Source organism: Actinomadura graeca, assembly GCF_019175365.1.
GTDB lineage: Bacteria > Actinomycetota > Actinomycetes > Streptosporangiales > Streptosporangiaceae > Spirillospora > Spirillospora graeca.
Map to the genome: position 1 here is coordinate 7,069,392 of NZ_CP059572.1, position 24,752 is coordinate 7,094,143.

General features: G+C 73.8%; 23 protein-coding genes and 3 tRNA genes. 22 read left to right on the forward strand and 4 right to left on the reverse strand.

The annotated features are described in order from the left end of the window. Positions 1 to 14 precede the first annotated feature (14 nt). Both AGRA3207_RS31410 and AGRA3207_RS31415 read left to right on the forward strand, forming a co-directional pair. On the forward strand, positions 15 to 1,004 hold the full coding sequence (locus tag AGRA3207_RS31410) for an NAD(P)H-dependent glycerol-3-phosphate dehydrogenase (RefSeq protein ID WP_231336450.1): 990 nt from the start codon (positions 15 to 17) through the stop codon (positions 1,002 to 1,004). A 77-nt stretch (positions 1,005 to 1,081) separates the two neighbouring features. Then, on the forward strand, positions 1,082 to 2,206 hold the full coding sequence (locus tag AGRA3207_RS31415; RefSeq protein ID WP_231330749.1) for a D-alanine--D-alanine ligase family protein: 1,125 nt from the start codon (positions 1,082 to 1,084) through the stop codon (positions 2,204 to 2,206). Positions 2,207 to 2,273: 67 nt separating this feature from the next. On the opposite strand, the gene AGRA3207_RS31420 is transcribed toward AGRA3207_RS31415, so the two are convergent. Further along, positions 2,274 to 4,244, reverse strand: a complete 1,971-nt coding sequence (locus tag AGRA3207_RS31420) for a beta-propeller domain-containing protein (RefSeq protein WP_231330750.1) — start codon at positions 4,242 to 4,244, stop codon at positions 2,274 to 2,276. 150 nt (positions 4,245 to 4,394) lie between these two features. On the opposite strand from AGRA3207_RS31420, the gene AGRA3207_RS31425 reads away from it, so the two are divergent. The 4 genes from AGRA3207_RS31425 (at position 4,395) to AGRA3207_RS31440 (ending at position 6,348) form a co-directional block, all read left to right on the forward strand. After that, positions 4,395 to 5,864, forward strand: coding sequence for a protein kinase domain-containing protein (locus AGRA3207_RS31425; RefSeq protein ID WP_231330751.1), 1,470 nt, complete (start codon positions 4,395 to 4,397; stop codon positions 5,862 to 5,864). A 224-nt stretch (positions 5,865 to 6,088) separates the two neighbouring features. Next, positions 6,089 to 6,162: transfer RNA gene (locus AGRA3207_RS31430), tRNA-Leu, on the forward strand. Positions 6,163 to 6,167: 5 nt separating this feature from the next. After that, positions 6,168 to 6,240: transfer RNA gene (locus tag AGRA3207_RS31435), tRNA-Leu, on the forward strand. A 26-nt stretch (positions 6,241 to 6,266) separates the two neighbouring features. Further along, positions 6,267 to 6,348 (forward strand) — tRNA-Tyr (locus AGRA3207_RS31440). Between the two features lie 14 nt (positions 6,349 to 6,362). On the opposite strand, the gene AGRA3207_RS31445 is transcribed toward AGRA3207_RS31440, so the two are convergent. Continuing rightward, positions 6,363 to 6,749, reverse strand: coding sequence for a DUF3515 domain-containing protein (locus AGRA3207_RS31445; protein WP_231330752.1), 387 nt, complete (start codon positions 6,747 to 6,749; stop codon positions 6,363 to 6,365). Between the two features lie 55 nt (positions 6,750 to 6,804). Then, positions 6,805 to 7,038 (reverse strand): Lrp/AsnC family transcriptional regulator, encoded by a 234-nt coding sequence (locus tag AGRA3207_RS31450; RefSeq protein ID WP_231330753.1) that lies wholly within the window; start codon positions 7,036 to 7,038, stop codon positions 6,805 to 6,807. 133 nt (positions 7,039 to 7,171) lie between these two features. Between AGRA3207_RS31450 and AGRA3207_RS31455 the strand changes: the two genes are divergently transcribed. The 3 genes from AGRA3207_RS31455 to thiD all read left to right on the forward strand — a co-directional run bounded on the left by AGRA3207_RS31455 (position 7,172) and on the right by thiD (position 9,813). Next, the gene (locus tag AGRA3207_RS31455; RefSeq protein WP_231330754.1) at positions 7,172 to 8,092 is read left to right on the forward strand and encodes a thiamine-phosphate kinase; all 921 of its coding nucleotides are present in this window, start codon (positions 7,172 to 7,174) and stop codon (positions 8,090 to 8,092) included. A 101-nt stretch (positions 8,093 to 8,193) separates the two neighbouring features. Then, on the forward strand, positions 8,194 to 8,967 hold the full coding sequence (locus tag AGRA3207_RS31460) for a cellulose binding domain-containing protein (protein ID WP_231330755.1): 774 nt from the start codon (positions 8,194 to 8,196) through the stop codon (positions 8,965 to 8,967). A 30-nt stretch (positions 8,968 to 8,997) separates the two neighbouring features. Then, positions 8,998 to 9,813 carry a bifunctional hydroxymethylpyrimidine kinase/phosphomethylpyrimidine kinase gene (gene thiD, locus AGRA3207_RS31465; protein ID WP_231330756.1) on the forward strand — a complete coding sequence of 272 codons (816 nt, stop codon included), beginning with the start codon at positions 8,998 to 9,000 and terminating at the stop codon, positions 9,811 to 9,813. Between the two features lie 68 nt (positions 9,814 to 9,881). Here the strand turns inward: thiD and rpmB are convergent, their stop codons facing one another. After that, on the reverse strand, positions 9,882 to 10,076 hold the full coding sequence (gene rpmB / locus AGRA3207_RS31470; protein ID WP_030164391.1) for a 50S ribosomal protein L28: 195 nt from the start codon (positions 10,074 to 10,076) through the stop codon (positions 9,882 to 9,884). A gap of 252 nt (positions 10,077 to 10,328) precedes the next feature. Between rpmB and recG the strand changes: the two genes are divergently transcribed. From recG to smc, 13 genes are all read left to right on the forward strand, one after another. Further along, entirely contained in the window at positions 10,329 to 12,515 is a 2,187-nt protein-coding gene (gene recG / locus AGRA3207_RS31475; RefSeq protein WP_231330757.1) for an ATP-dependent DNA helicase RecG, read from the forward strand. 65 nt (positions 12,516 to 12,580) lie between these two features. Beyond that, positions 12,581 to 12,661 (forward strand): putative leader peptide, encoded by an 81-nt coding sequence (locus AGRA3207_RS40375; RefSeq protein ID WP_369688404.1) that lies wholly within the window; start codon positions 12,581 to 12,583, stop codon positions 12,659 to 12,661. Between the two features lie 43 nt (positions 12,662 to 12,704). Continuing rightward, positions 12,705 to 13,619, forward strand: coding sequence for a HEAT repeat domain-containing protein (locus AGRA3207_RS31480; RefSeq protein ID WP_231330758.1), 915 nt, complete (start codon positions 12,705 to 12,707; stop codon positions 13,617 to 13,619). A 304-nt stretch (positions 13,620 to 13,923) separates the two neighbouring features. Next, positions 13,924 to 14,505 carry a 16S rRNA (guanine(966)-N(2))-methyltransferase RsmD gene (rsmD, locus tag AGRA3207_RS31485; protein ID WP_231330759.1) on the forward strand — a complete coding sequence of 194 codons (582 nt, stop codon included), beginning with the start codon at positions 13,924 to 13,926 and terminating at the stop codon, positions 14,503 to 14,505. Between the two features lie 10 nt (positions 14,506 to 14,515). Next, positions 14,516 to 15,967: a penicillin-binding transpeptidase domain-containing protein gene (locus AGRA3207_RS31490; protein WP_231330760.1), complete on the forward strand. Its 1,452-nt coding sequence runs from the start codon at positions 14,516 to 14,518 to the stop codon at positions 15,965 to 15,967. Between the two features lie 93 nt (positions 15,968 to 16,060). After that, a complete protein-coding gene (gene coaD, locus AGRA3207_RS31495) occupies positions 16,061 to 16,540 on the forward strand; it encodes a pantetheine-phosphate adenylyltransferase (RefSeq protein WP_231330761.1) in 480 nt (159 codons plus the stop codon). A 177-nt stretch (positions 16,541 to 16,717) separates the two neighbouring features. Further along, the gene (locus AGRA3207_RS31500; protein ID WP_231330762.1) at positions 16,718 to 17,365 is read left to right on the forward strand and encodes a YceD family protein; all 648 of its coding nucleotides are present in this window, start codon (positions 16,718 to 16,720) and stop codon (positions 17,363 to 17,365) included. Position 17,366: 1 nt separating this feature from the next. Continuing rightward, positions 17,367 to 17,546, forward strand: coding sequence for a 50S ribosomal protein L32 (gene rpmF, locus AGRA3207_RS31505; protein WP_067461541.1), 180 nt, complete (start codon positions 17,367 to 17,369; stop codon positions 17,544 to 17,546). 419 nt (positions 17,547 to 17,965) lie between these two features. Next, a complete protein-coding gene (rnc, locus tag AGRA3207_RS31510; RefSeq protein ID WP_420830922.1) occupies positions 17,966 to 18,706 on the forward strand; it encodes a ribonuclease III in 741 nt (246 codons plus the stop codon). Further along, positions 18,699 to 19,610, forward strand: coding sequence for a bifunctional DNA-formamidopyrimidine glycosylase/DNA-(apurinic or apyrimidinic site) lyase (gene mutM, locus AGRA3207_RS31515; RefSeq protein ID WP_231330764.1), 912 nt, complete (start codon positions 18,699 to 18,701; stop codon positions 19,608 to 19,610). Before rnc ends, mutM begins: the two co-directional genes overlap by 8 nt. 157 nt (positions 19,611 to 19,767) lie before the next feature. Continuing rightward, positions 19,768 to 20,064, forward strand: a complete 297-nt coding sequence (locus AGRA3207_RS31520) for an acylphosphatase (RefSeq protein WP_231336451.1) — start codon at positions 19,768 to 19,770, stop codon at positions 20,062 to 20,064. Positions 20,065 to 20,242: 178 nt separating this feature from the next. After that, positions 20,243 to 20,440, forward strand: a complete 198-nt coding sequence (locus tag AGRA3207_RS31525; protein WP_067461544.1) for a hypothetical protein — start codon at positions 20,243 to 20,245, stop codon at positions 20,438 to 20,440. Between the two features lie 636 nt (positions 20,441 to 21,076). Continuing rightward, the gene (gene smc, locus AGRA3207_RS31530; protein ID WP_231330765.1) at positions 21,077 to 24,751 is read left to right on the forward strand and encodes a chromosome segregation protein SMC; all 3,675 of its coding nucleotides are present in this window, start codon (positions 21,077 to 21,079) and stop codon (positions 24,749 to 24,751) included. Position 24,752 lies beyond the last annotated feature (1 nt).

Consider the following 24,752-nt stretch of genomic DNA (forward strand, 5'->3'; position numbering starts at 1 on the left):
TCCGCACCGCCGTGATGGGCTCCGGATCCTGGGGCACGACGTTCGCGAAGATGCTGCACGACGCCGGCGGCGAGGCCGTGCTGTGGGGCCGCCGCGCCGAGGTCGTCGAGGCGCTCAACGAACGGCACGAGAACACCGACTACCTCCCCGGCGTCCGGCTCCCCGAGGCGCTCCGGGCGACCACCGACCCCGCCGAGGCGCTCGCGGGCGCCGACTTCGTGGCGCTGGCCGTCCCGGCGCAGACGCTCCGCGCGAACCTGTCCGGGTGGGTGGCGCACCTGCCGCCGGACGCCGTCCTCGTCAGCCTGATGAAGGGCGTCGAGCTCGGCACCACCCGGCGGATGTCGGAGGTGATAAGGGAGGTCGCCGACGTCCCCGAGGAGCGGGTCGCGGTGTTCAGCGGGCCGAACCTGGCACGCGAGATCGCCAACGGCGAGCCCAGCGCCGCGGTCGCCGCGTGCGCGGACGAGGACGCGGCGCGGGGCCTCCAATCCGCCACCATGACGTCCTACTTCCGGGTCTACACCTCTGCCGACGTGATCGGCTGCGAGCTGGGCGGCGCGGTGAAGAACATCGTCGCGCTGTGCGTCGGGATGTCGGTCGGGCTCGGGTTCGGCGCCAACACGCAGGCGCTGCTGATGACCCGCGGGCTCGCCGAGATCGCGCGGCTGGGCGCCGCCCTCGGCGCGGACGAGCACACCTTCGCCGGGCTCGCCGGGATGGGCGACCTCGTCGCCTCCTGCATCTCGCCGCTCGCGCGCAACCGCACCTTCGGCGAGAACCTCGGGCGCGGCATGACGCTGGAGCGGGTCATCGCCGTCACCAAGCAGACGGCCGAGGGGGTCAAGTCCTCCGAGGCGGTGCTGGAGCTGGCGCGCAAGCACAACGTGGAGATGCCGATCACCGAGGCCGTGACCGCGGTCCTCTACCACGGCATGCCGATCAGGGAGGCGGCGATCTCGCTGATCTCGCGGTCCCCGAAGCCGGAGCGCTACGGGCTGTGACGCGCCCGCGCCGCGGCCGCATCCGCCACCGGCCCGCTCATGGCCGACCCGGGTGATCACCGGTAGGGTCGGGCATCATGTCCCAGGACTCTCGTAAGATCCGCGTGGCGGTGGTGTTCGGCGGGCGCAGCTCGGAGCACGCGATCTCCTGCGTCACCGCCGGCGCGGTGATGGCCGCCATCGACCGGGACCGCTACGAGGTGGTGCCGATCGGCATCGCCCGCGACGGCCGCTGGGTGCTCGCCCCCGCCGGCCTGCGCCTCACCATCGAGGACGGCCGGCTCCCCGAGGTCACCGGCGAGGGCGGCGCGCTCGCCCTGCCGTTCGACCCCGGCAGCCGCGGCCTGCTCGTCGTGGAGCCCGGCCGGGTGCCGGACACGCTCGGCGAGGTCGACGTCGTCCTGCCGCTGCTGCACGGCCCCTTCGGCGAGGACGGCACCATCCAGGGCATGCTCGAGATGGCGGGCGTCCGCTACGTCGGCGCCGGGGTGCTCGCCAGCGCGGTCGGGATGGACAAGGGCTTCATGAAGCTCGTCTGGCAGGCGAGCGGGCTGCCGGTCGGCCCGTACGCGCTGATCGGCGACCGCGAGTGGCGCCGCGAGCGCAAACGCAAGATCGACGAGGTCAAGGAGCTGGGCCTGGCGGACGGCCGGCCGGTGTTCGTCAAGCCCGCCCGCGCCGGGTCGAGCATGGGCATCACCCGCGTCACCGCCGAGGACGCCCTGGAGGCCGCGGTCGAGACGGCCCGCGAGCACGACCCCAAGGTGATCGTCGAGGCGGCGATCGAGGGACGCGAGATCGAGTGCGGCGTCCTGCAGGGCCTCGACGACGGCCCGGCCGAGGCGAGCCTGCCCGCCGAGGTGCTGATGGCGGGCGGCCACGACTTCTACGACTTCGAGACCAAGTACCTCGACGGCGCCACCACCATGGCGATCCCGCCGGACCTGGCCGCCGCGGAGGTCGAGGAGGTGCGGCGCCTGGCCGTGCTGGCGTTCGAGGCCCTCGACTGCGAGGGTCTCGCCCGGGTCGACTTCTTCCACACCCCCGACGGCGGCTGGATCCTCAACGAGATCAACACGATGCCCGGCTTCACCCCGGCGTCGGCGTTCCCGAAGATGTGGGCCGCGACCGGGCTGGACTACCCGGCGCTGGTCGACCGCCTCATCCAGACGGCCGCCGGCCGCTCCACCGGCCTGCGCTGAGCGCACCCGCGCCGGGCGGCTTCCGCGCGCCGGGCCGCTCCTGCGCGCGCCGGTCCCGCGCCCGCGCTCAGCCCGCGGTGAAGGGGAGCCAGGCGCGGTCGGCCAGCGTCGCCGCGTCGGTGGCGCGCGCCCCGTCCTCGGAGAACGTCCACAGCGTGCCGCCGACCATGAGGGAACGGCGGATCGAGTTGCCGTAGTCGCGGCCGGGGTGCCGGACCGTCCCGCTCTTGGTGATGCCGGTGCCGGTGACCTTCAGCGCGAGGGCCTCGTTCATCCCGCCGCCGTTCCCGGACACCGGGACGACCGTCAGCCCGGTCGAGGGCCAGTACATGAACGCGTGCGGCTCGAACTCCGACTCCGACGAGGCGCCCGGCAGCCGGTAGACGCCGACCCGCCGGGGCTCGCCGCCGACGTCGAACAGCGACGCCTGCAGGCCCTTGGTCCTGCCGGAGCCGTCGGCGTCCTGCCCGATGCCGAGGATCTTGCCGTCCGCCATCGGATGCAGGTACGCGGAGTAGCCGTTGATCTTCAGCTCGCCGGTCACGCGGGGCCGCCGCGGGTCCTTCAGGTCGAGCACGTAGAGCGGGTCGACCTGCCGGAACGTCACGACGTAGGCCGTCGCGCCGATGTAGCGGACCGAGTAGATGCGCTCGCCCTTGCCGAGCCCTCCGGCCCGTCCGGTCTCTTCGAGCCGAGGGCCGTTCTGGGCGAGGACGTACAGCGTGCTCGTGGACGGCGGCGCCGACGTGCCCGGCCGCGGCATGCCCGGCTGGGGGGCGTCCGTCGTCGCGACGCGCAGGTGGCCGCCGAACTCCGACAGCGCGTACTGGTTCAGCAGGGTGCCCGTCACCGACCCGGACGCCACGTAGCGCGGCCGCCCGGCGCCGCGGACATCGAACTTGTGGATGTCGGTGCGCTGCGCGGCGGGCGCGGGGTCCTTGCGGGGCGTCTCCCGGGTCGGCGGCCGCGGAGGGGCGCCCGTGATGTACAGGCTCGACCCGTTCCCGTAGACGGTGTCCCCGTCGGCGGCGACGCCGACCGGCGACGGGTCGGCGAGCCCCCGCCCGAGGTCGAGTGTCAGGACGGTCAGCATGGTCGTCCCGGTGTACGAGGCGGAGCGGCTGACCTGGTCGCACGGCGTGCGGAAGGTCTTCGCGGCCTTTCCCTCCCCGACCGTGAACCCGGGCAGCCACGCGTCGAGCGGGGCCTTGCGCACGATCTGCCGGTTGCGTTCCGTGGCCTCCCGCTCCGACGCGGGGTCGCCGGGCGTCCGGGGCGGCGTGGGGAACGCGACGCGCGGAGAGGAGCGGACCACGACCCGCACGGTCGCGCCGGTCTGCCGCGCGTCGATGTAGGAGCCGTCGGACGTCATCGTGCCGACCACCTTCGGGGCGCCGGAGAGGTCGACCAGCGTCATCCGCGTCTGCGGGCGCGCGGGGCCCGGGGGGAGCGGTGAGGCGGCTCCGGCGGTCCGCGGCGACGGCCGGTCCTCCAGGATCATCGGTGCCTGCGGCGTCACGACCAGGGCGCGGTCGCCGCTCAGCAGCAGCCGCGCGTTCCCGCCCCCGAACGGGTAGGCGTCGCGTTCGCCCAGGCTCAGCGTGTGCACGACCTTGCGGGACGCGGCGTCGATGACCTGGAGCCTGCCGCGGGCGAGCGCGACGATCCGGCGGCCGTCGGTCTTGACGATGTCGGGCTCGTCGGCGGCGGCCTCGTGGCTGTTGGTGGTGGAGTGCCCGGGCGCGGCCGCGGACCGCCCGTCCGCGGGGGCGGGGACGGCGCCCTTGTTCAGCGCGGTCCCGCCGTCCTCCGCGGCGGCCAGCGGCACCTGGAGTCCCTCCAGGCCGTACGGCCCGACCCGCTCGGCGGCCGCGCCGCGCAGCCCGTCGAGGAGGGCGTCGCAGCCGTCGTAGGCCACCAGGCGCATCGGCGGCGCCTCGGCCGGGCGTTCGGCGGAGGATCCGGCGGATCCCGAGCATCCGGCGAGCAGCAGCATGGCCGCGGCCGGTGCCAGGGGAGCGTAGGTGCGGGCTCGCATTGACCTTGGACGCCCGTTCTGCGTCTCCGGTTCCCGCCGGGGATCCGGCGGGCGGATCACGCTCGACTTGTGACCCGCCGCGGGCCATGACGGCCGTCGGATATGCCAACCTTGAGGGGTTTGGTCCCTATCCCCCGAGGAGCGCGCGCGTTGCCGACCGAACTGCCGGGCCGCATCGGCCCCTACCGGGTGGTGGACCGGCTCGGCGAGGGCGGGATGGGCACCGTGTACGCCGGGCTGGACTCCTCGGGCCGCAAGGTCGCCATCAAGGTGATCAGGCGGGAGTACGCCGCGGACCGCCAGTACCGGGCGCGTTTCGAGGCCGAGGTCGCCGCGGCGCAGCGCGTCCGCCCGTTCTGCACCGCGCCCGTCCTGGACGCCGATCCCGGCGCCGAGCCGCCCTACCTCGTGACCGAGTTCGTCAACGGCCCGAGCCTGGACGACGCGGTGGTCAAGGACGGGGCGCTGCGGGGCGCCGACCTGGAGGCCGTCGCGGTCGGGATCGCCACCGCGCTGACCGCCATCCACGACGCGGGCGTCGTGCACCGCGACCTCAAGCCGTCCAACGTGCTGCTGTCCACGTTCGGCCCGCGCGTGATCGACTTCGGTATCGCCCGCTCGGTGGACGGGACGCGGCTGACCGCGACCGGCGGCATCGTCGGCACCCCCGCGTTCATGGCCCCCGAGCAGCTGCACGGCCTCGGCGCCACCCCGGCCTCGGACGTGTTCGCCTGGGGCGCGACGGTGGCGTTCGCCGCCCGCGGCGGGCCGTGCTTCGGCGGCGACTCGATCCCGGCGATCATCCACCAGATCGTCAGCGGCGAACCCGATCTCGGCGGCCTGGGCGGCACGCTGCTGGAGGCCGTGCGCGGCGCCCTCGCCAAGGACCCCGCGTCCCGCCCGACGGCGCAGGCGCTCCTGGACCGGCTCATCTCCAGCGGCGCCCCGCGCCAGGAGCCCCGCCCGGCCCCGCAGGAGCCCCGCCCGCAGTCTCAGGAGCCCCGCCCGGCGACCTCGGTGCCCGGCCCGCGGCCCGGCTCGCGGACCCCGCCGCCTCAGTCCGGCCCGGCGACCCCGCCGCCCCGGTCCGGCCCGCCGACCATGGCGCCACCGGCGCCCGCACTGGCCGACGGCGAGGCCGAGGCCCTCGTCGAGCGCCAGTACCGGCAGGCCGCGCAGGCGGGCGATCCGGCCGCGATGCGCAACCTGGCCGTGCTGCTCGGGCAGCAGGGACGCACCGCGGAGGCCGAGACGTGGAACCAGTACGCCAACGCGGTCGCGGCCCGCGCGTCCGCGTACCCGCAGTCCGCGGGCTACGACGCCTACACCGCCACACGGCCCGCACACGCCTCCCACGGCCACGCGAACCCGCACGTCAAGCCGCCCTACAACCACGCCGCGATCTACGCGCTGTCGTTCGGGCTGGTCGGGCTGATCACCTGCGGCCTGCCGTCCATCCCCGCGATCGTCGCCGGGCACATCGCCTGGGTGAAGATGCGGCGCACCGGCGAGCGCGGCGCGGGCATGGCGGTCACCGGGATCGCGCTCGGCTGGATCATGGTCGCGTTCTGGGCGCTCGTCGCCTTCGGCATGTCCCTGCCGGACGAGCCCACCCCCTGACCCGGGGAAAACCCGTTGCGGCCGCCCCGGCCGCGCTGGCACCGTGGACGACGCCGGCCCGTCCGAACGGGCGTCACGAGACTTTGAGAGGAGGACCGGCCATGGCCCTGGAGCAGCTCCGCCACCGACTGCCCTCGGCGTCGCCCGCCCGACCCGGCCGGTATCCCCTCTCCTAGAGGCCCCCGCCGGAGCCGCCGCGAGTGACGCCGCCTCGCGAACGTCATGCGGCTCTACCCCAACCGGCAGAGGGGCCACTTTCAGGAAGTGGATGTTCCGGGTTCGAGTCCCGGGGGCCGCACGCATGCCCCTGTAGTCCAACGGCAGAGACGGCAGCATGAGGTGCTGTGCGATGCGGGTTCGAATCCTGCCAGGGGTACCGGCGGGCCCACGCGGGCCCGGCAGGGGGCGGCGCCGACGCTGGAGAGTCGGGCCTGGCTGTAACCCAGGTGCTTCGGCTGAGTGGGTTCGAATCCCACCCGCCCCACATCGGCCCCCGGGTCAGATCTGGCCTTCGGGCTTCTGCGGGATCGTCGAGCCGATGGGGCCGCCCAGCTCGATGAGGACGTTCCCCGGCGGGGCGTACTTGGCAGGAACCGTCACCTCGACGTAAGCCTGCCGCGCCACCGCCGTGAAGGTCACGGGACGGTCGACGGGCTCCCCGAACCAGTCGATCCCGTTGATGGTGACCAGCTGGGACTCGGGACGCAGCGTCGGCGGCCTCGGCACGCCGCAGCGCAGCGCGATGGCCGGGGACCCCCAGGCGGCCGTCAGCGGCGAGTCGGGGGAGGTGTCCCGCCCGGACTGCCCGTGCACCTTCTCGGGAAGCCGGAGGCCCTGGCACAGCCGCTCCGTCGCCGCGTCCGGCCTGGGCGGGGGGACCTCCACGGCGGTGTCGCCGCACGCGGCGGGAAGCAGGGCGAGCGCGGCGAGCGCGAGCGCCTTAGATATGGACGATCGGGCAGGTGAGGGTGCGTGTGATCCCCTCGACCGACTGGATCTGCGCCACGACGAGCTTGCCCAGCTCGTCCACATTCCGCGCCTCCGCTCGGACGATCACGTCATAAGGACCCGTGACGTCCTCCGCCAGGGTGACCCCCGTGACATCGGCGATCTCGCCGGCCACCTCGGCCGCCTTGCCGACCTCGGTCTGGATGAGGATGTAGGCCTGCACCATCACGTCCTCCCCGGGCGGAGAATTTGCCGTCGAACGGTCACCGTATCGTGTTACGGGCCCCGGTGGGCGGACGGGGTGCCGCATGTGCCCGGCACGGGGCATGGGAGAGCTGAAATGCCAGGAAAAGGGGCCGATGGGGACGATCGGGGAGCTGGGGGAGTTCGGGCTGATCGGCCTGCTGACGCGGCGGCTGCCGCGCGGCCCGGACGTCCGGCTCGGCCCCGGCGACGACGCGGCGGTGGTCGCGGCGCCGGACGGCCGCGCCGTCGCCACCACCGACCTGCTGGTCGAGGGACGGCACTTCCGCCGTGACTGGTCGGGCCCCTACGACATCGGCCGCAAGGCCGCCGCGCAGAACCTCGCCGACGTGGTCGCGATGGGCGCCCGGCCGACGGCCCTGCTCGTCGGGTTCGCGGCGCCCCTCACCACCGACGCGGCCTGGGCCGAGGGCCTCTACGACGGGCTCGCCGACGAGTGCCGCGCCGCCGGGGCCTCGGTCGCCGGCGGCGACGTCGTCGGAGCCGACGCGATCACCCTCGCGGTCACCGCGCTCGGCGATCTGGGCGGCCGGCCGCCGCTGACCCGCTCCGGGGCGCGGCCGGGCGACGTCGTCGCCGTCCGTGGCAGGCTCGGCTGGTCCGCCGCCGGTCTGGCGCTCCTGGAAGAGGGGCGGGACGGGCCCGCCGTCCTGATCGGCGCCCACCGCCGCCCGGAACCCCCGTACGCGGCGGGCGCGGAGGCGCGCGCCGCGGGCGCCACGGCGCTCCTCGACGTCAGCGACGGGCTCGTCCAGGACCTCGGGCACATCGCCGCGTCGAGCGGCGTGCGGATCGACCTCGACTCGTCCGCCGTGCCCGTCCCGGACGTCCTCGGCCCCGGCGGGCTGCGCCACGCCCTCACCGGTGGCGAGGACCACGCATTCGCCGGAACGTTCCCCGCGGAGGCCGTCCTGCCCTCATCCTGGAGTCCGGTCGGAGTCGTCGCCGAGGGGACGGGAGTGCTGGTGGACGGGCGTGAGCCGGGACGCGGCGGCTGGGATCATTTCCGTGCCTGACGGCCCCCATGACGGACCGTGTCCGCCGGTGCCCGTTCATGCATCCGGTAGGCATGTCCGGTACTGGTTTGGTATACCTCCTGTGATCGAAGAGGAATGGGATGGGACGACACACCAAGCTCGGCCAACCGGACGACGAGCCCGCACCGGACGCCCGAGCGCCCGCGGGACCGTTCTTCTCGGCCCCTCCGGGCCCGTCCTACGACGCGTTCTCCGGCCCGACCGACGACCAGGTGTTCGTGTCACGCTACGAGGCTGTGTCACGCTACGAGACTGAGGACCATATCCCGGACGCCCGCCTCTGGCAGGAGCCCTCCGCCGAACCCGCCGCCCTCCAGGACCCGCCCTCCGGGAACCGCGCGGCCCGGCTGCTCGCGCTCGTCCCCGTCCCGCTGCTGCCGATCGTCGCGCTCGTCGTCGCCGTCGGCGTCGTCGCCTATGCGCTCAGCACCCAGCAGATCTCCCTCAACTTCGCCGGCGGCGCCCCCAAGGAGCCCGCGAACGCCCCCCGCGACAGCCAGGTCTCCCAGCGCGGCCCCGGCCAGCGCGCCAGCCGCGGCGCGGGCCGTCCCGACGGCGTCGTCATCGCCTTCCGGGTCGTCTCCCGCACCCCCCGCGCGTTCCGGGCGACCGCCACGATCACCAACCAGGGTCAGGCGGCCGTCCCGCAGTGGGCGCTCGCCTTCAAGATCCAGGCCGTGTCGGTACGGGCGGTGAGCGGCGCCTCCGTCGTCAGGACCGGCGCGCTCGCGTTCGTCCGCGGCCGCACCCAGATCGCCCCCGGCCAGTCCGTGCGGATCGTCTTCACCGCCACCGGCACGCCCAGGAAGCCGAACTACTGCATCCTGAACCGGCTCGCCTGCACCCTCGTCTGACGGCCCCCGCGCCGCCCTAGAGTGGACGGCATGACGCAGAACCCGCCCGCCGCCGCGCAGGCCCCGCCGCTCGTCCTCACCATCGCGGGCTCGGACTCGGGCGGGGGCGCCGGGATCCAGGCCGACCTGAAGACGATGCTCGCCCACGGCGTCCACGGGATGAGCGTCATCGCCGCGGTCACCGCGCAGAACTCCCTCGGCGTGCAGGGCTACTGGGAACTGCCGCCCGAGGCGGTGCGCGCCCAGCTCGACTCGGTGCTGTCCGACATCGGCGTCCACGCGATCAAGACGGGCATGCTGGCCTCCACCGTCCTGGTCGAGACCGTCGCCGAGGCCCTGAGCGCCTCGGAGGCGCCGTCCGTCGTCGATCCCGTGGGCGTCTCCAAGCACGGCGACTCCCTGCTCGCCCCGGACGCCGTCGACGCCGTACGCGAGGCCCTGCTGCCCGCCGCGACCGTCGTGACGCCGAACCTGTACGAGGTCGAGCAGCTCACCGGCATCAAGGTGGTGGACGAGGGCGGCCTGCGCGAGGCCGCCGAGGCCGTCTGGGCGCTCGGCCCACGCTGGGCCCTGATCAAGGGCGGCCACCTGCCCGGGGAGCCCGCCGACCTGCTGTTCGACGGCGAGCGCGAGTACCGCTTCACCGCGCCCCGGCACGACAACCGGCACACCCACGGCACCGGCTGCACCCTCGCGTCCGCGATCGCGTCCCGCCTCGCCCTCGGCGAGGACGTCCCCGCGGCCGTCGGCAAGGCCAAGGAGTACGTCACCGGCGCCATCGCGGCGGGCTTCCCGCTCGGCGCGGGCATCGGCCCCGTCGACCACGCCTGGCGCCACCGCGCCTGACCCCGGACACGCGAAAACCGGCCCACCGGATCGGACCCGGTGAGCCGGCCGAAGCCTCTCGGCCCCGGCTAGACCGTCGGCTTGACGACCTTGCCGGCCTTGATGCAGGAGGTGCAGGCGTTGATCCGCTTGGTGCTGCCGTTGACGACGGCGCGGACGCGCTGGATGTTGGGGTTCCAGCGGCGCGGGGTGCGGCGGTGCGAGTGGGAGACGCGCATGCCGAAACCGGGTCCCTTGCCGCAGACGTCGCAGACGGAAGCCACGGGAAACTCCAAGTGGGTGTCGATGCTCTGAACCGGAGCGCCACCCGACGCCGTTGAGGGCGAGCCGGGCAGCATGGGCGCTCACTGATCGGCGCCCCGGGACGAGGCGCACGAATCAGAGTAGCCGACCCCGCACCGCAGAGGCGAATCGGCCCGCCCGCGGTCCCGGCGCCCCGGCGCGGGCAGAAGCGCCGGGCGTCGGTCGCCGGCGTCGAGTGAATCCCGTCCCCGCCATGGGCTAGAAAAGACTGCGTGGCGAATCTCGACGAGCCGTTGCGCAATGTCCTCGGCGACAAGACGGCCAAGGTGCTGGAGAAGGGCCTCGACCTGAGGACGGTAGGCGACCTCGTCCACCACTACCCGCGCCGCTACGCCCACCGCGGGGAGCTGACGCCGCTCAGCGGCCTCCAGGACGGCGAGCACGTCACCGTCATGGCCGAGGTCGTGAAGGTCCAGGGCCGCGCCATCACCCGCAGCCCCGGCTACGTGCTGGAGATCACCGTCACCGACGGCACCGGGCAGCTCAAGCTCAGCTTCTTCGGGCGCAAGGGCTCCTACCGCGCCGAGCGGGAGCTGGCGCCCGGCACCCGCGGCCTGTTCGCCGGGAAGATCAGCACCTATGTGCCGCGCAGCGGCAACGTCCAGCGGCAGCTCACCCACCCGCAGTACAAGGTGGTCGCCGAGAAGTCCGCCGAGCAGGCCGCGCAGGAGTGGGCGGACGAGATCATCCCGATCTACCCGTCCACCAAGGGCCTGGCCATCGAGACGATCGGCACGTCCGTCGGGATGGTGCTGGACCAGCTCGACCTCCCCGCCGACCCGATGCCCGCGCCGCTGCTCGGCCGCCGGAGGCTGATCGGCCTGCGCGAGGCGTACGAGGGGATCCACCGTCCGGGGTCATGGGAGGAGCTGGGCCGCGCCAAGGCCCGCCTCAAGTGGGACGAGGCGTTCGTCGTCCAGGTGGCCCTGGCCCAGCGGCGCCTTGCCGCCGCCGCGCTCCCGGCGACGCCGCGGCCCCCCTCGTTCGGCGGCATCCTCGCCGAGTTCGACGCGCGCCTGCCCTTCGAGCTCACCGAGGGCCAGCGCCAGGTCGGCGACGAGATAGCCGCCGACCTGGCCCTGGAACACCCGATGCACCGGCTCCTCCAGGGCGACGTGGGCGCCGGCAAGACGGTCATCGCGCTGAGGGCCATGCTGCAGGTCGTGGACGGCGGCGGGCAGGCGGCGCTGCTCGCGCCCACCGAGGTCCTCGCCCAGCAGCACCACCGGTCGATCACGGCCATGCTCGGCGACCTGGCGCAGGCGGGCCAGATCGGCGGCGCCGAGCACGCGACGCGGGTCGCGCTGCTGACCGGGTCGCAGGGCGCGAAGGCCCGCAAGGCCGCCCTCCTGGACGCCGCGTCCGGCGGCGCGGGGATCGTCGTCGGCACCCATGCGCTGCTGCAGGAGAGCGTGCAGTTCGCCGACCTCGGCCTGGTCGTGGTGGACGAGCAGCACCGCTTCGGCGTCGAGCAGCGGGACGCGCTGCGCGAGAAGACCGCCGGAGGCCGCCCGCACGTCCTGGTCATGACCGCGACGCCCATCCCGCGGACGGTCGCGATGACCGTGTTCGGCGACCTGGAGACGTCGGTGCTCGGTCAGCTCCCGGCGGGCCGCTCGGAGATCAGGACGCATGTGGTGCCGCCCGAGCGTCCCGCGTTCCTCGCCCGCACCTGGGAGCGCATCCGGGAGGAGGCGGCGCAGGGGCGGCAGGTCTACATCGTCTGCCCGCGGATCGGGGAGCAGGAGGGCGACGAGGGCGACTCCTTCGAGCAGGAGGGCGACCGCCGCTCACCGCTCGGGATCATGGAACTGCTGCCGAAGCTGGAGGAACTGCTCCACGGGCTGCGCGTCGGCGTCCTGCACGGGAAACTGCACCCGGACGAGAAGGACGCGGTGATGCGCCGGTTCACCGACCGGGAGCTGGACGTCCTGCTCGCCACCACGGTCATCGAGGTCGGCGTGGACGTGCCGAACGCCACCGTCATGGTGATCATGGACGCGGACCGGTTCGGTGTGTCGCAGCTCCACCAGCTGCGCGGCCGGGTCGGCCGCGGGTCCCTGCACGGGCTGTGCCTCCTGGTCACCGACGCCGAGCCGGGCAGCAAGGCCCGCGAGCGCCTCGACGCGGTCGCCTCCACCACCGACGGCTTCAAGCTGTCGCGCCTCGACCTGGAGCAGCGCAGGGAGGGCGACGTGCTGGGCGCCGCGCAGGCCGGCCGCTCGTCCAGCCTCCGGCTCCTCACCCTCCAGCGGGACGAGGACGTGATCCGCGACGCCCGCGACGAGGCGACCGCGCTGGTCGGGGACGATCCCGATCTGACCGGCCATCCGGGGCTCGCCACCGTCCTTGACTCCCTGCTCGACGAGGACAGGGCCGACTTCCTGGAAAAGGGTTAGTCGTGTTCCCGATTTTTCCGACTAATTAAGTTGACTTCATCGCCGGGCCGGGTCACGATGGGCGCGTGAACCCGAGTGAGGCCCTGACCATGCGCCTGCACGTCGATCTCCGGCGGCAGGCGAGCGCCCTGTGTTCCCGTCGCTGATCCCGCACTCTTCCGGATCCGACGGCTCACAGGAGGCCGCACCATGACGATCACCCAGGGACCCGGGCCGCTCGCCCGCGTCCTCGAACTGCAACGCATCCAGAACCCTGGCCTGGACGACGTGGAGCTGTATCTGCGCGACACCCGGCCCGAGGTCCGCGCCGCCGCCCTCACGGTGCTCACCGGCGCCGTCCGCAAGGGCAACGCCCCGCGCGGCACCGGCGACACCCTCGCCTGGGCGCTCGCCGACGAGCACGAGGACGTCCGCCGCGTCGCCGCCGACGCCCTGCGCGGCCTTCCCGAGCTCTACCTGGGCGACGACGGCGTCGCCGCCCTCCAGCTGGCCGCCGCCCGCGGCCGCGACCCGTTCGTCCGCGAGACGGCGTCCGACCTGCTGGAGATCCTCGCCCAGGGCGCCGCCGAGCTGTACGCCCAGGGCCTGCAGGACGGCGAGCCGCACGTCCGGATCCAGGCCGTCCTCGGCCTGGTCGCCCTGCGCGCCGCCACCCGCGTCGCCGAGGCCGCCGACGACCCGTCCCGCGAGGTCCGCGTCGCCGTCGCCGAGGGCCTGGCCCGCTTCCCGCTCCCCGCGGGGCTCGCCGCGCTGGAGGCCCTCCTCGCCGACCGCGACCCCGTGGTCCGGATGGCCGCCCTCGACACCGCGGCGGAGATCGGAGTCCCCGCGCCCCTGGAGGGGCGCGTCATCACCTCCACCGCCCACGCCAGCTGGCAGGTCCGCCGCCGCGCCGTCCTGGCCCTGGGCACCGCCGACCCCGCCGTGGCGGTGCAGCCGCTCCTGGCCGCCCTGAACGACCGCACAGTGGACGTCCGCCGCGCCGCCGTCCAAGCCTTGGAACAGTGGGCCGGGGATCACCCCGACGTGGTGACGGCCCTGACAGAAGCCCTCACAGACCCCGACCCAGGCGTCCGCACCCAAGTCCGCTGGGCGCTGAGCTAACTCGGGGCGACCCCCCAAACCCCCCGGCTGCGCGGCACGGGTCTTCTCCATCGCGCTCGCTGCGGGGCCGGGGTCACGAACTGCGGGTGGGACCGCTGGGGAGCGCAGGTCGCCGGTTTCTGGGCTGGGAAACCGGCGGCCTGCGGTCAGACCGTCAGTGCGGTGAGCTGGGGCACCGACGGTCTGTGACCGGATCGCCGGTGACTTGGCTGGGGCACCGGCGCTCCGCGGCCGGGTCGTCGGTGCGCTGAGCTGGGCGCCACCGACGACCCGTCGCCGCGGCCGAACCCGGTAATTTGTGAGCGTGACGAGGGTCATCGCGGGGAGTGCGGGCGGGCGGCGGCTGGCCGTGCCTGCGGGACGGGATACGAGGCCGACCAGCGATCGTGCCAGGGAGGGCTTGTTCTCTACCGTCCTCGCCCTGCTGGGCCCGTTGGACGGGCTTCGGGTCGTCGATCTGTACGCGGGGTCGGGGGCGGTCGGGCTTGAGGCGCTGTCCCGGGGCGCCGCGCATGCGTTGCTGGTCGAGTCGCATCCGCGGGCGATGAAGGTCGTCCGGCAGAATGCCGAGTCGCTTGGGCTGCCTGGGGCGGTGCCTTGCGCGGACAGGGTGGAGCGGCTCGTGCGCAGGCCGCCGGACGAGCCGTACGACCTGATCTTCGCCGATCCGCCCTACGCCCATCCGGACGCGTCCGTCACCGGTCTGCTGGAGGATTTGCGCGACCATGGCTGGGCCGCTCCCGGCGCCCTGGTCGCGGTCGAGCGGGCCGCGCGGGGACCCGCGCTGCGATGGCCGGACGGGTACGCCGCAGAACGCGACCGGCGCTACGGCGAGGCCGTCTTCTGGTACGGGCGCGCTACGGGTCAGGTCTCCGCCACGGGGTAGGGGTTGGCGCATGAGGCCCGGCATCGACCGCGCCGTGGGGCGCACCTGGGTCATCTCCCTGGTAATGATCATCGCGCTCCTGGTGAACGTCACCTACGTGCAGGGGTTCGCTGCGCAGGACCTGCGGGACGACTCGCTCAACGCGCGCCAGTACGAGGACCGCAACAAGATCGACCGCGGTCCCATCGTCGCGGACGGCCAGCGGCTGGCCTGGTCCGAGCCCGTGGACGGAGGCGAGAAGTACCGGCGCCGCTACAAGCAGGGCACCGTGTTCTCTCCGGTCACCGGGTACTTCTCGCCGTTCTCGCAGACGGGCCTGGAGAACGCCGCCAACCACGTCCTGGACGGCACCGACCCGCGTCTCGCGACGACCAGCTTCGTCGACAAGCTCCTCGGCAAGCACGTCCCGGGCGGCACCGTCGAGGCGACGGTCGACGTCGCGGCGCAGCAGGCCGCCTATGAGGCGCTACAGGCGAGCGGCGCCCGCCGTGCCGCGGCGGTGGCGCTGGACGCGAAGACCGGCGCGATCCTGGTGCTTGCGTCCACCCCGTCCTATGACGCCAACGACGTGTCCGTGCTGGACGGCGAGCAGGCGCAGCGCGTCTTCGCGCGGCTCAACGCCCAGCCGTCCAAGCCGCTCTTGGACAAGGCGACGAACGAGCTGTTCCCGCCCGGATCCACGTTCAAGACCGTGGTCGCCGCGTCCGCGGTGGCCGCGGGTGGCGACGCCGAGACCCGGGTCAGGGCCGGGCGCAGCTACCGGCCGCCCGGTGCCGGGCAGGCGATCAACAACGACGCGGGGGACATCGGCGGCGAGTGCGATCTGCCCTCCATCCCGCTGATCAGCGCCTACGCCCAGTCGTGCAACACCACGTTCGCCTACATGGGCGCGCAGCGGCCCGGCAACGACGCCGTCGGCGAGCGGGCCGCGGAGTTCGGCTTCGGGAAGCCGATCAAGATCGAGCCGGGCATGCGGAGCGCGGCCAGCTCCTTCCCCTCGACCGACCAGCCGTCGCTCAGCGCGCTGGGCTCGATCGGGCAGGGCAGCACCGTCGCCACGCCGCTGCAGATGGCCATGGTCGCCGCGGCCGTCCAGAACGACGGCGAGGTGATGCGGCCGTACCTGATCTCCAGGCTCACCGCCGCGGACGGCCAGGAGGTCGGGCGGGGGACACCGGAACGCCTGGCCCGGGCGCTGACGTCGGACCAGGCGGCGCAGATGCGGGAGCTGATGGAGGCCGTCGTCACGGAGGGCACCGGGAAGTCGCTGCGGGGCACGTCCGTCCTGGGTGGCAAGACCGGGACCGCCGACGTGGAGGGCGCCGCCTACAACGACCGCTGGTTCATCGGTTTCGGCCCGCGCTCGGACGCCCGGTACGCGGTCGCGGTGATGACCGAGGCGTCCGGCTACGGCATCGAGTCCGGCCCGATCGCCGCGAAGATCCTCGACGCGCTGGGCTGACCCCGTGCCGCCGTACCCGGGTGCGAGGTCCGCCGACCGGTTTTGGTACGTTCGCGCCGCAGGTCGGAAACCGGGACCGAAGGGGTTCACCTCGTGCGCCGTGTCGTCTGTCCGGGATCGTTCGACCCCGTCACCAACGGGCACCTCGACATCATCAGCCGCGCCTCCCGTCTCTATGACGAGGTGGTCGTCGCCGTGTTGATCAACAAGAGCAAGAAGAGCCTCTTCACCGTCGACGAGCGCGCCGGCATGATCACAGAGGTCACCAAGGAGTACGGCAACGTCACGGTGGACACCTTCTACGGGCTCACCGTGGACTATTGCCGCAAGCAAGACATCCCGGTGATCGTCCGGGGTCTGCGCGCCGTGAGCGACTACGAGTACGAGCTGCAGATGGCCCAGATGAACCACCGCATCGCCGGGGTCGAGACGCTGTTCATGGCGACCAACCCCGAGTACGCGTTCCTGTCGTCCAGCCTGATGAAGGAGGTCGTCCGCTTCGGCGGCGACATCTCCGGCCTGGTCCCCGACATCGTCCACGAGCGCCTGGTGGAACGCCTCCAGGAAAACTGACCCCCAGACGACGGCCTCCCACGCCAAGATCACGCTTCGAAGCACGGCCAGGCAAGGCGGGTTCGGAGCGCTGCGGCGATCGCACGAAGTGCCCGCCGTAGGGAGGCGCCCCAGCGCCTGACGCCAAGGGCACCGCAATAAGCTACCCTGGAACATCACCGGTTGTCGTCGTCCGCCATGCCACACGAAAGCAGGGTTCCGCTGTCTCGCCTCGATCCCAAGGCCCCGCTCGTGCTCGACACTCGAGCTCTCAGCAGGCAACCGGGGTCGTCGAAGGAGAAGCGCCTGTCCGTGCCGGCACCGGAGGACTTCGGCGTCGAGATGGTGGGCGTGCCCGAGGGCGCCGCGATCGAGCTGGACCTGCGGCTTGAGGCGGTGCTGGAGGGGGTGCTCGTCACCGGCACGGCGACGGTCCCCCTGGAGGGGGAGTGCGCCCGCTGCCTGGATCCGATCGCCTCGACCTTCGAGGCGGACTTCCAGGAGCTCTTCGTCTATCCTGACACCCGTTCCGGCGGGAACGCCGACGACGACGAGCTCCGCCTTGAGGACGATCTGATCGACCTCGAACCGGTGCTCCGGGACGCGGTGGTGCTCGCGCTGCCGCTGTCGCCGCTGTGCCGGGACGACTGTCCTGGCCTGTGCCCGGACTGTGGTGCGCGGCTGGCGGACGCCGGCCCCGACCACCACCACGATGTCGCCGACCCCCGGTGGGCGGCGTTGCAGGGCCTGGCCGGCGGCGTGGCGCCGGCGCCCCCGCCCGGGGGACGCGGTGACGCGGGGTCCCGCGGAAGAACCGACCGACGAGAAGGAAAGCAGGAGGGCTGACGTGGCCGTCCCGAAGCGGAAGAAGTCGCGGAGCAACACGCGGCACCGTCGTTCGCAGTGGAAGACCGCTGCGCCGACCCTGGTCGAGTGCCCGACGTGCCGCGACAAGAAGCTGCCGCACACCGCGTGCGCGACCTGCGGCACCTACGACCGGCGGCAGGTCATCGCCCCGTCGGCCTGAGCTTTTCGCATCCTGGGGGGCGGATCCGCGCGGACGGCGCGGCCCGCCCCTCAAGGTGCGCGGGCACCCGACCACCCGGCGCGTGACGTCGGCGTGGTGACCGGTGCGGCAGGGACGTCTCCTCGACACTGCGCCCGGAGCCGTGGTGCACGCCGGGATCAACCGACCGGCGCGCACCTCGTCTTCGCGGAGCCGTCGTCCCGGGGGCGACCCCGGACGTCGTGGCCGGGCCCGGTGGTCCTCATGCGTGGAGGGCCATGGCCGGAGCCCGGTCCGTACCCGCGCCCGTCCGTCCTCGCCGTCGCGGCCGTCCGGCCGTACGCGCCACATCGGCGACCGCGCCCGACGCGCGGCGCCACGGCCTGCGAGGAGGGCCTGTGAGCGGCAAGAAATCCGATCCCGCGCCGGACCGCGCGGAACTGACCCGCGCGCTCGGCATCGAGATCACCGGCGATCTGCTCGAACGCGCGCTGACGCACCGTTCGTACGCGTACGAGAACGGCGGGCTGCCGACCAACGAGCGTCTGGAGTTCCTCGGCGACTCGGTGCTCGGGCTCGTCGTCACCGACACCCTGTTCCGGGGGCATCCGGACCTGCCGGAGGGGCAGCTGGCGAAGCTGCGCGCCGCGGTGGTCAACATGCGGGCGCTGGCGGGCGTGGCCCGGGCGCTCGGCGTCGGCGCCCACATCCGGCTCGGCCGCGGGGAGGAGGGCACCGGCGGGCGGGACAAGGCGTCGATCCTGGCCGACACGCTGGAGGCGCTGATCGGCGCGGTCTATCTCGACCGCGGCCTGGACGAGGCGTCCGCGCTCGTGCACCGGCTGTTCGACGCCCTGATCACCCGTTCGGCGGGGCTCGGCGCCGGGCTGGACTGGAAGACGTCCCTGCAGGAGCTCACGGCCGTCGAGGAACTCGGCGTCCCCGAGTACCACGTCGCCGAGAGCGGCCCCGACCACCAGAAGACCTTCCGCGCGTCCGTGCGGGTCGGCGGGACGACCTACGGGGCGGGCGAGGGCCGCAGCAAGAAGGAGGCGGAGCAGCACGCCGCCGAGGCGGCCTGGAACGCGATCCGCGAGATCGTCATCGAGCGCGACCCGGCGACCCGGAGGGCGGCGGCGCCTGCCGGGGACTCGCGGCCGGCCGGGCTGCCCGGTGCCTGAGCTTCCCGAGGTCGAGGTCGTCCGGCGCGGCCTGGAGCGCTGGACGTCCGGGCGGACGGCCGCGTCCGCCGAGGTGCTGCATCCGCGGGCGGTCCGCCGGTACGCGGCGGGGCCCGCCGACTTCGCGGGGCGGCTCGCCGGGCGCGTGATGCTGGCGCCGCGCCGCCGCGGCAAGTACCTGTGGATCCCCCTCCAGGACGCCGGGGCGGCCCAGGAGCCGTCGGAGGCGCTGCTAGCCCACCTCGGGATGAGCGGGCAGCTGCTCGTCGGAGAACCCGGCAGGGAGCGCGAGAAGCACCTGCGGGTCCGGATCGTCTTCACCGACGGCGGCCACGACCTGCGCTTCGTCGACCAGCGGACCTTCGGGCACCTGATGGTCTGCGAGCTGGTCCCGGACACCTTCGGCGTGCCCGGCCCGGCCGGGCAGGGGCTCGTCCCCGAGCCGATCGTGCACATCGCCGCCGATCCGCTGGAGGAGGCGTTCGACCCGGAGGCGTTCTTCGGCGCGCTGCGCCGCCGCAAGACCGGGATCAAAAGGGCGTTGCTGGACCAGTCGCTCATCAGCGGGGTCGGCAACATCTACGCCGACGAGGCGCTCTGGCGCGCCGGACTGCACTGGGCGCGGCCGACCGAGACGCTGACGCGGGCGGAGGCCGCACGCGTCCTGGAGGGCGCCCGTGAGGTCATGGGGGCGGCGCTGGACGTCGGCGGCACGTCCTTCGACAGCCTGTACGTCAACGTGAACGGCGAGAGCGGCTACTTCGAGCGGTCGCTGGACGCCTACGGGCGGCGGGACGAGCCGTGCCGCCGCTGCGGCACGCCGATCCGCCGGGACGTGTTCATGAACCGGTCGTCCTACAGCTGCCCCACGTGCCAGCCGCGGCCCCGCCGGGCACGGTACTAGGGCGGGGGATCGGAAGGGGCGCATGATGGACGGACGTGACGGCGGGGACAGCGGCGAGCAGCGTGTCGGGCACACCGCCGGAGCCGGCGGGGGAGACACCTCAACGGGCGGCCCAACGGGCGGCTCAGAGGCTGGCTCCGCGGACGAGGCGGTCCGGCTGACGGCATGGGTCCGGGGCCGTGTGCAGGGCGTGGGCTTCCGCTGGTGGGTGCGGGCGCGGGCCCTCGAACTGGGCCTGTCCGGCACCGCGACGAACCTGGGCGACGGGCGCGTGGAGGTCGTCGCGGAGGGGCCGCGGAGCGCCTGCCTGCGGCTGCTCGGCCTGCTGGGCTCCGACGCGGCGCACGGGCCGAGGCCATCGGACGATCTTCCGGGCCGTCCGGGGCGGGTCACCGGGGTCACCGAGCGGTGGAGCGCGCCACGCGGAGGGACCTCCGGCTTCCATGAACGGTGATCGGGTAGGGAATTCCGGTTTGTACCTGCTAAACTAGAGGAGACAGGTTGTTACCGGCCTGTGATGTGCGTCTTGACCAGGACAGCGGCCGGTGCGACTCTAGACGATACGCGCACCGATGTGAGTTGCTTCTCGTGCGCGATCCCTGCTGGTTACTCAGCGTGGAGGACCCTTAGTCATGGCGAAGGCTCTACTCGGCCACGTCGGCGGTCCCGACCCCCGGATGGTCGCGGAGATGCGGCGCCTTCAGCAGCGCGTACGTGATCTGGAAGCCGAGCTCGTACGGCTCCAGGCGGAGAACGACGCGCTGGCGACGGCGACGGAGGACGACGTGATGTCCCTTGCGGTGAAGGACCGTGAACCGGCGCTGACCTGATCGGCGCCTTCTTCTTGAGAGTGGACAGGGACGCCTTCACCCGGCGTCCCTTCTGTTTGCCCCACGCCCCGGCTCCCGGGGCCGGGGCGCCGCCCTCGGGTTCCGCGGGCCCCTCCGGGGACCCACGGGCACCGGGGGCCCACGCTCCCCGCCCGATCACCGGGCAGGTCGGCTCCCGCACCGCGCGGCCCGTCCCCGGGCACACTGCGTGATCGTGGAGAACGGCGGCGTGCGCGCCTCCGGCGCCGCGCCGCGGGGACCCGTCACGCAGGGTCAGCCTCCGGTCAAACCTTCATCGGATTTCGTCCTATCCGATTCTGGGGGCCTATGAGGTAATTGTCGGCTTTTGGGGCATGTCGACGTCACACAGGCGTAGTGCCCCGAATCCCGTCTCTCGTCCGCGCGTCCTGCGCCCATCTTCCCGGCGGCCGGGGTATAACGGAACACTGCGGCATCAGACATCACCCGAGCCGTCAACTGGAAGCGCCGCGATCGCGTGCGGGACCGGGTCCGAGTCAGCGACGACCCGATCGCACAGCGAGCCCCCCGGCGAGTCGGAGCGACCGGCGACCGCGCGCGTCGCCCGTCGAAGAAGGGCGCTCCGCGCCCGACGCCGAGGGCGACGCGAGGAGGAACGTGTACCTGAAGAACCTGACCTTGCGCGGCTTCAAGTCCTTCGCGTCCTCCACCACCCTGAAGTTCGAGCCCGGCATCACCGCCGTCGTCGGGCCCAACGGGTCGGGCAAGTCCAACGTCGTCGACGCGCTGGCCTGGGTCATGGGCGAGCAGGGCGCCAAGTCGCTGCGCGGCGGCAAGATGGAGGACGTCATCTTCGCCGGCACCGCCAGCCGGGCGCCGCTCGGCCGCGCCGAGGTCGTGCTGACGATCGACAACTCCGACGGCGCGCTGCCGATCGACTACTCCGAGGTCACGATCAGCCGGCTGATGTTCCGGTCCGGGTCGAGCGAGTACGCCATCAACGGCGACTCCTGCCGCCTGCTGGACATCCAGGAGCTGCTGTCGGACTCGGGCATCGGCCGTGAGATGCACGTCATCATCGGCCAGGGGCAGCTCGACCGCGTCCTGCACTCGGGACCGGAGGGGCGCCGCGCGGTGATCGAGGAGGCCGCGGGCGTCCTCAAGCACCGCAAGCGCAAGGAGAAGGCGCTCCGCAAGCTGGACGCGATGCAGGGCAACCTGACCCGCGTCCAGGACCTCACCGGCGAGCTGCGCCGCCAGCTCAAGCCGCTCGGCAAACAGGCCGAGATCGCGCGCCGCGCCGCCGTCATCCAGGCCGACCTGCGCGACGCCCGGCTCCGCCTGCTCGCCGACGACCTGGTCACGCTGCGGACGAGGCTGGAGCAGGAGGCCGCCGACGAGGCCGCGGTCCGCGAGCGCCGCGCCGAGACCGAGCGGGCGCTGGGCGAGGCGCAGGGGCGCGAGGCGGTCCTGGAGGCCGAGGAGGCGGAGCAGGCGCCGAGGCTGGCCCAGGTGCAGGACACCTGGTTCCAGCTGTCGGCGCTGAAGGAGCGCCTGCGGGGCGTCGCCGATCTCGCCGCCGAGCGGCACCGCAACGCCGCCGAGGCGCGCGAGGAGGACCGGCGCGGCCGCGACCCCGAGGACATGGAGCGCGAGGCCGTCGAGATCCGCGAGCAGGAGGAGATGCTCCGCGCCGCGCTGGAGGAGGCGCAGGGCGGGCTCGCCACCGCCGTGGAGGGGCGCTCGGGCGCCGAGGACGCGCTCGCCGCCGAGGAGCGCCGCCTCCAGGCCGCCGCCCGCGCCGCCGCCGACCGCCGCGAGGAGCTGGCCCGGCTGCGCGGCCGGGTCGAGGCGCTGCGCAGCAAGGCGCAGGCGGGCCGGTCGGAGATCGGGCGGCTCACCGCCGCGCGGGACGAGGCGGAGCAGCGCGCCGCGGTCGCGCAGGGCGAGTTCGAGGCGTTCGAGGCCGAGGTGGTCGAGGACCCGGCGCTCGCCGCCGAGCACGAGCACGCCCAGGAGGCCCTCGCCTCCGCCAAGGACGCGGCCGAGCAGGCGCGGGCCGCGGAGGAGGCCCCGCGCGGGGCGCTGAAGGAGGCGCGCGCCGCGGTCGCCTCCGCACGCTCGGCCGACCAGGGCGCGCAGAAGGGCGTCACCGCGCTCCAGGCCCGGATCGAGGCGCTGAACCTGACGCTGGCGAGCGCCGCCGACGGCGGCGAGGCGCTGCTGGCGGCGGGCGCGGACGGCTCGCTCGACGGCGTGCTGGGCACGGTCGCGTCGCTGCTGACCGTCCGTCCCGGCTACGAGACGGCCGTCGCCGCCGCCCTCGGCAACGCCGCCGAGGCCATCGCGGTGGGCTCGCTGGACACCGCCGAGGCGGCGCTGGCGCTGCTGCGCTCCCGCGACGCCGGGCGCGCGGGGCTGGTCGTCGGAGGCCCCGCCGTGGCGCCCGGCGGGCCCGGACGCGTCGCGGGCGCCGACTACGCGATCGACGCCGTCACCGTCCCCGGCGCCGTCCGGCCCGCGCTGGAGCATCTGCTGCGCGACGTCGCCGTGGTCGACGACGTCCACGCCGCCGCCGCGCTCGTCCGGCGGGAGCCGTCGCTGCGCGCCGTGACCCGCGGCGGTGAGCTGGTCGGCGCGCACTGGGCGCAGGGCGGCGGGTCGGGCGGCGGGCAGGGCCTGCTGGAGATGCGCGCCACCCTCGACCAGGCCACCGAGGACCTTGCCGCCGCCGAGACGGCCGCCGAGACGGCCGCGGGCGAGCTGGCCGCGTCGATCGGGTCCGAGCAGGCGGCGCAGGCCGCTCTGGACGCCGCGCAGGCGGCCGCCGGGCAGGCGCAGGCGGCGGTGGACCAGGCCCAGGCCCACCTCGACGGTGTCCGCGCGCGCGTGCGGGAGTCCGACGCGCAGGCCGCGCGCGAGGCCAGGCGCGCCGCCGGCCTGGAGGCCGACGTCCGCGCCGCCCGGGGCGAGGCCGAACGGCTGACGAAGACGCTGGACGCGGCGAACGAGACCCTGGAACGGGACACGGTGGCCGCCGACGAGCTCGCCATGCGGCTCGCCGAGTCGGAGGAGGCCGCCGAGGTCGCCGACGACGCCGGGCACGACACCGAGGCGCGCGACGAGCTGAACGCCCGCTGCCAGGAGCTGCGCTCCGCCGAGATGGAGGCGCGGCTGGCGGTCCGCACCGCCGAGGAGCGCGTCCAGGCCATCGCCGGGCGCGCCGACGCCCTCGAACGCGGCGCCCGCCGCGAGCGGGAGGAGCGCGCCCGCGCCGCCCGCCGCCGCGCCCGCCGCGAGCAGCAGGCAAGGGTCGCCGAGGCCGTCCTCACGGGCGCCCGGACGGCACTGGAGCGCATCGAGCTGTCGCTGGCGGAGGCGGTACGGCGGCGGGAGGCCGCCGAGCAGGCCCGCGCCGCCCGCGAGGCCGAGCTGAAGGTCGTCCGGGCGCAGGTCCGCGAACTGTCGGGCACGCTGGAGCGCCTCGTGAACGTGGTGCACGGCAGCGAGGTCGCGCGCGCCGAGCAGCGGCTGCGGATGGAGCAGCTCGAACAGCGCGCGCTGGAGGAGTTCGGGCTGGAGGTCGAGTCGCTGGTGGCCGAGTACGGGCCCGCCCAGCCCGTCCCGCCCGACCCCGACAAGGGCGAGGACGCGCTGCCCGTCCCCTACGAGCGGGCCGTCCAGGAGAAGCGTGCCAAGGCCGCCGAACGCCAGCTCAACCAGCTCGGCAAGGTCAACCCGCTCGCCCTGGAGGAGTTCGCGGCGCTGGAGGAGCGGCACGCCTTCCTCACCTCCCAGCTGGAGGACCTGAAGAAGACCCAGCGTGAGCTGCTCGGCCTCGTCAAGGAGGTCGACGACCGCGTCCAGCAGGTGTTCGCCTCCGCCTACGAGGACACCGCCCGCGAGTTCGAGCGGATCTTCGCGCGGCTGTTCCCCGGCGGGGAGGGCAGCCTGTCGCTCACCGAGCCCGAGGACATGCTCGCCACCGGGGTGGAGGTCGCCGCCCGCCCGCCGGGCAAGAAGGTCAAGCGGCTGTCACTGCTGTCGGGCGGGGAGCGGTCCCTGGTCGCCATCGCGTTCCTCGTGGCGGTGTTCAAGGCGCGCCCGTCGCCGTTCTACGTGCTGGACGAGGTCGAGGCGGCGCTGGACGACACCAACACCCAGCGGCTCATCACGGTGTTCGAGGAGCTGCGCGAGTCGTCGCAGCTCATCGTCATCACCCACCAGAAGCGCACCATGGAGGGCGCCGACGCGCTCTACGGCGTCAGCATGCGCGGCGACGGCGTCACCCAGGTCGTCAGCCAGCGGCTCCGCGAGCACGAGCACGCCTGAG

Excerpts from the sequence above, each read along its gene's own strand:
- AGRA3207_RS31525 (WP_067461544.1), top strand. The coding sequence starts at position 20,243 with ATGGCGAAGGCTCTACTCGGCCACGTCGGCGGTCCCGACCCCCGGATG.
- AGRA3207_RS31460 (WP_231330755.1), top strand. The coding sequence starts at position 8,194 with ATGGGACGACACACCAAGCTCGGCCAACCGGACGACGAGCCCGCACCG.
- AGRA3207_RS31455 (WP_231330754.1), top strand. The coding sequence starts at position 7,172 with ATGGGGACGATCGGGGAGCTGGGGGAGTTCGGGCTGATCGGCCTGCTG.
- AGRA3207_RS31480 (WP_231330758.1), top strand. The coding sequence starts at position 12,705 with ATGACGATCACCCAGGGACCCGGGCCGCTCGCCCGCGTCCTCGAACTG.
- AGRA3207_RS31410 (WP_231336450.1), top strand. The coding sequence starts at position 15 with ATGGGCTCCGGATCCTGGGGCACGACGTTCGCGAAGATGCTGCACGAC.
- thiD (WP_231330756.1), top strand. The coding sequence starts at position 8,998 with ATGACGCAGAACCCGCCCGCCGCCGCGCAGGCCCCGCCGCTCGTCCTC.
- AGRA3207_RS31500 (WP_231330762.1), top strand. The coding sequence starts at position 16,718 with ATGCCACACGAAAGCAGGGTTCCGCTGTCTCGCCTCGATCCCAAGGCC.
- AGRA3207_RS31420 (WP_231330750.1), bottom strand. The coding sequence starts at position 4,244 with ATGCGAGCCCGCACCTACGCTCCCCTGGCACCGGCCGCGGCCATGCTG.
- AGRA3207_RS31450 (WP_231330753.1), bottom strand. The coding sequence starts at position 7,038 with ATGGTGCAGGCCTACATCCTCATCCAGACCGAGGTCGGCAAGGCGGCC.
- AGRA3207_RS31490 (WP_231330760.1), top strand. The coding sequence starts at position 14,516 with ATGAGGCCCGGCATCGACCGCGCCGTGGGGCGCACCTGGGTCATCTCC.
- AGRA3207_RS31415 (WP_231330749.1), top strand. The coding sequence starts at position 1,082 with ATGTCCCAGGACTCTCGTAAGATCCGCGTGGCGGTGGTGTTCGGCGGG.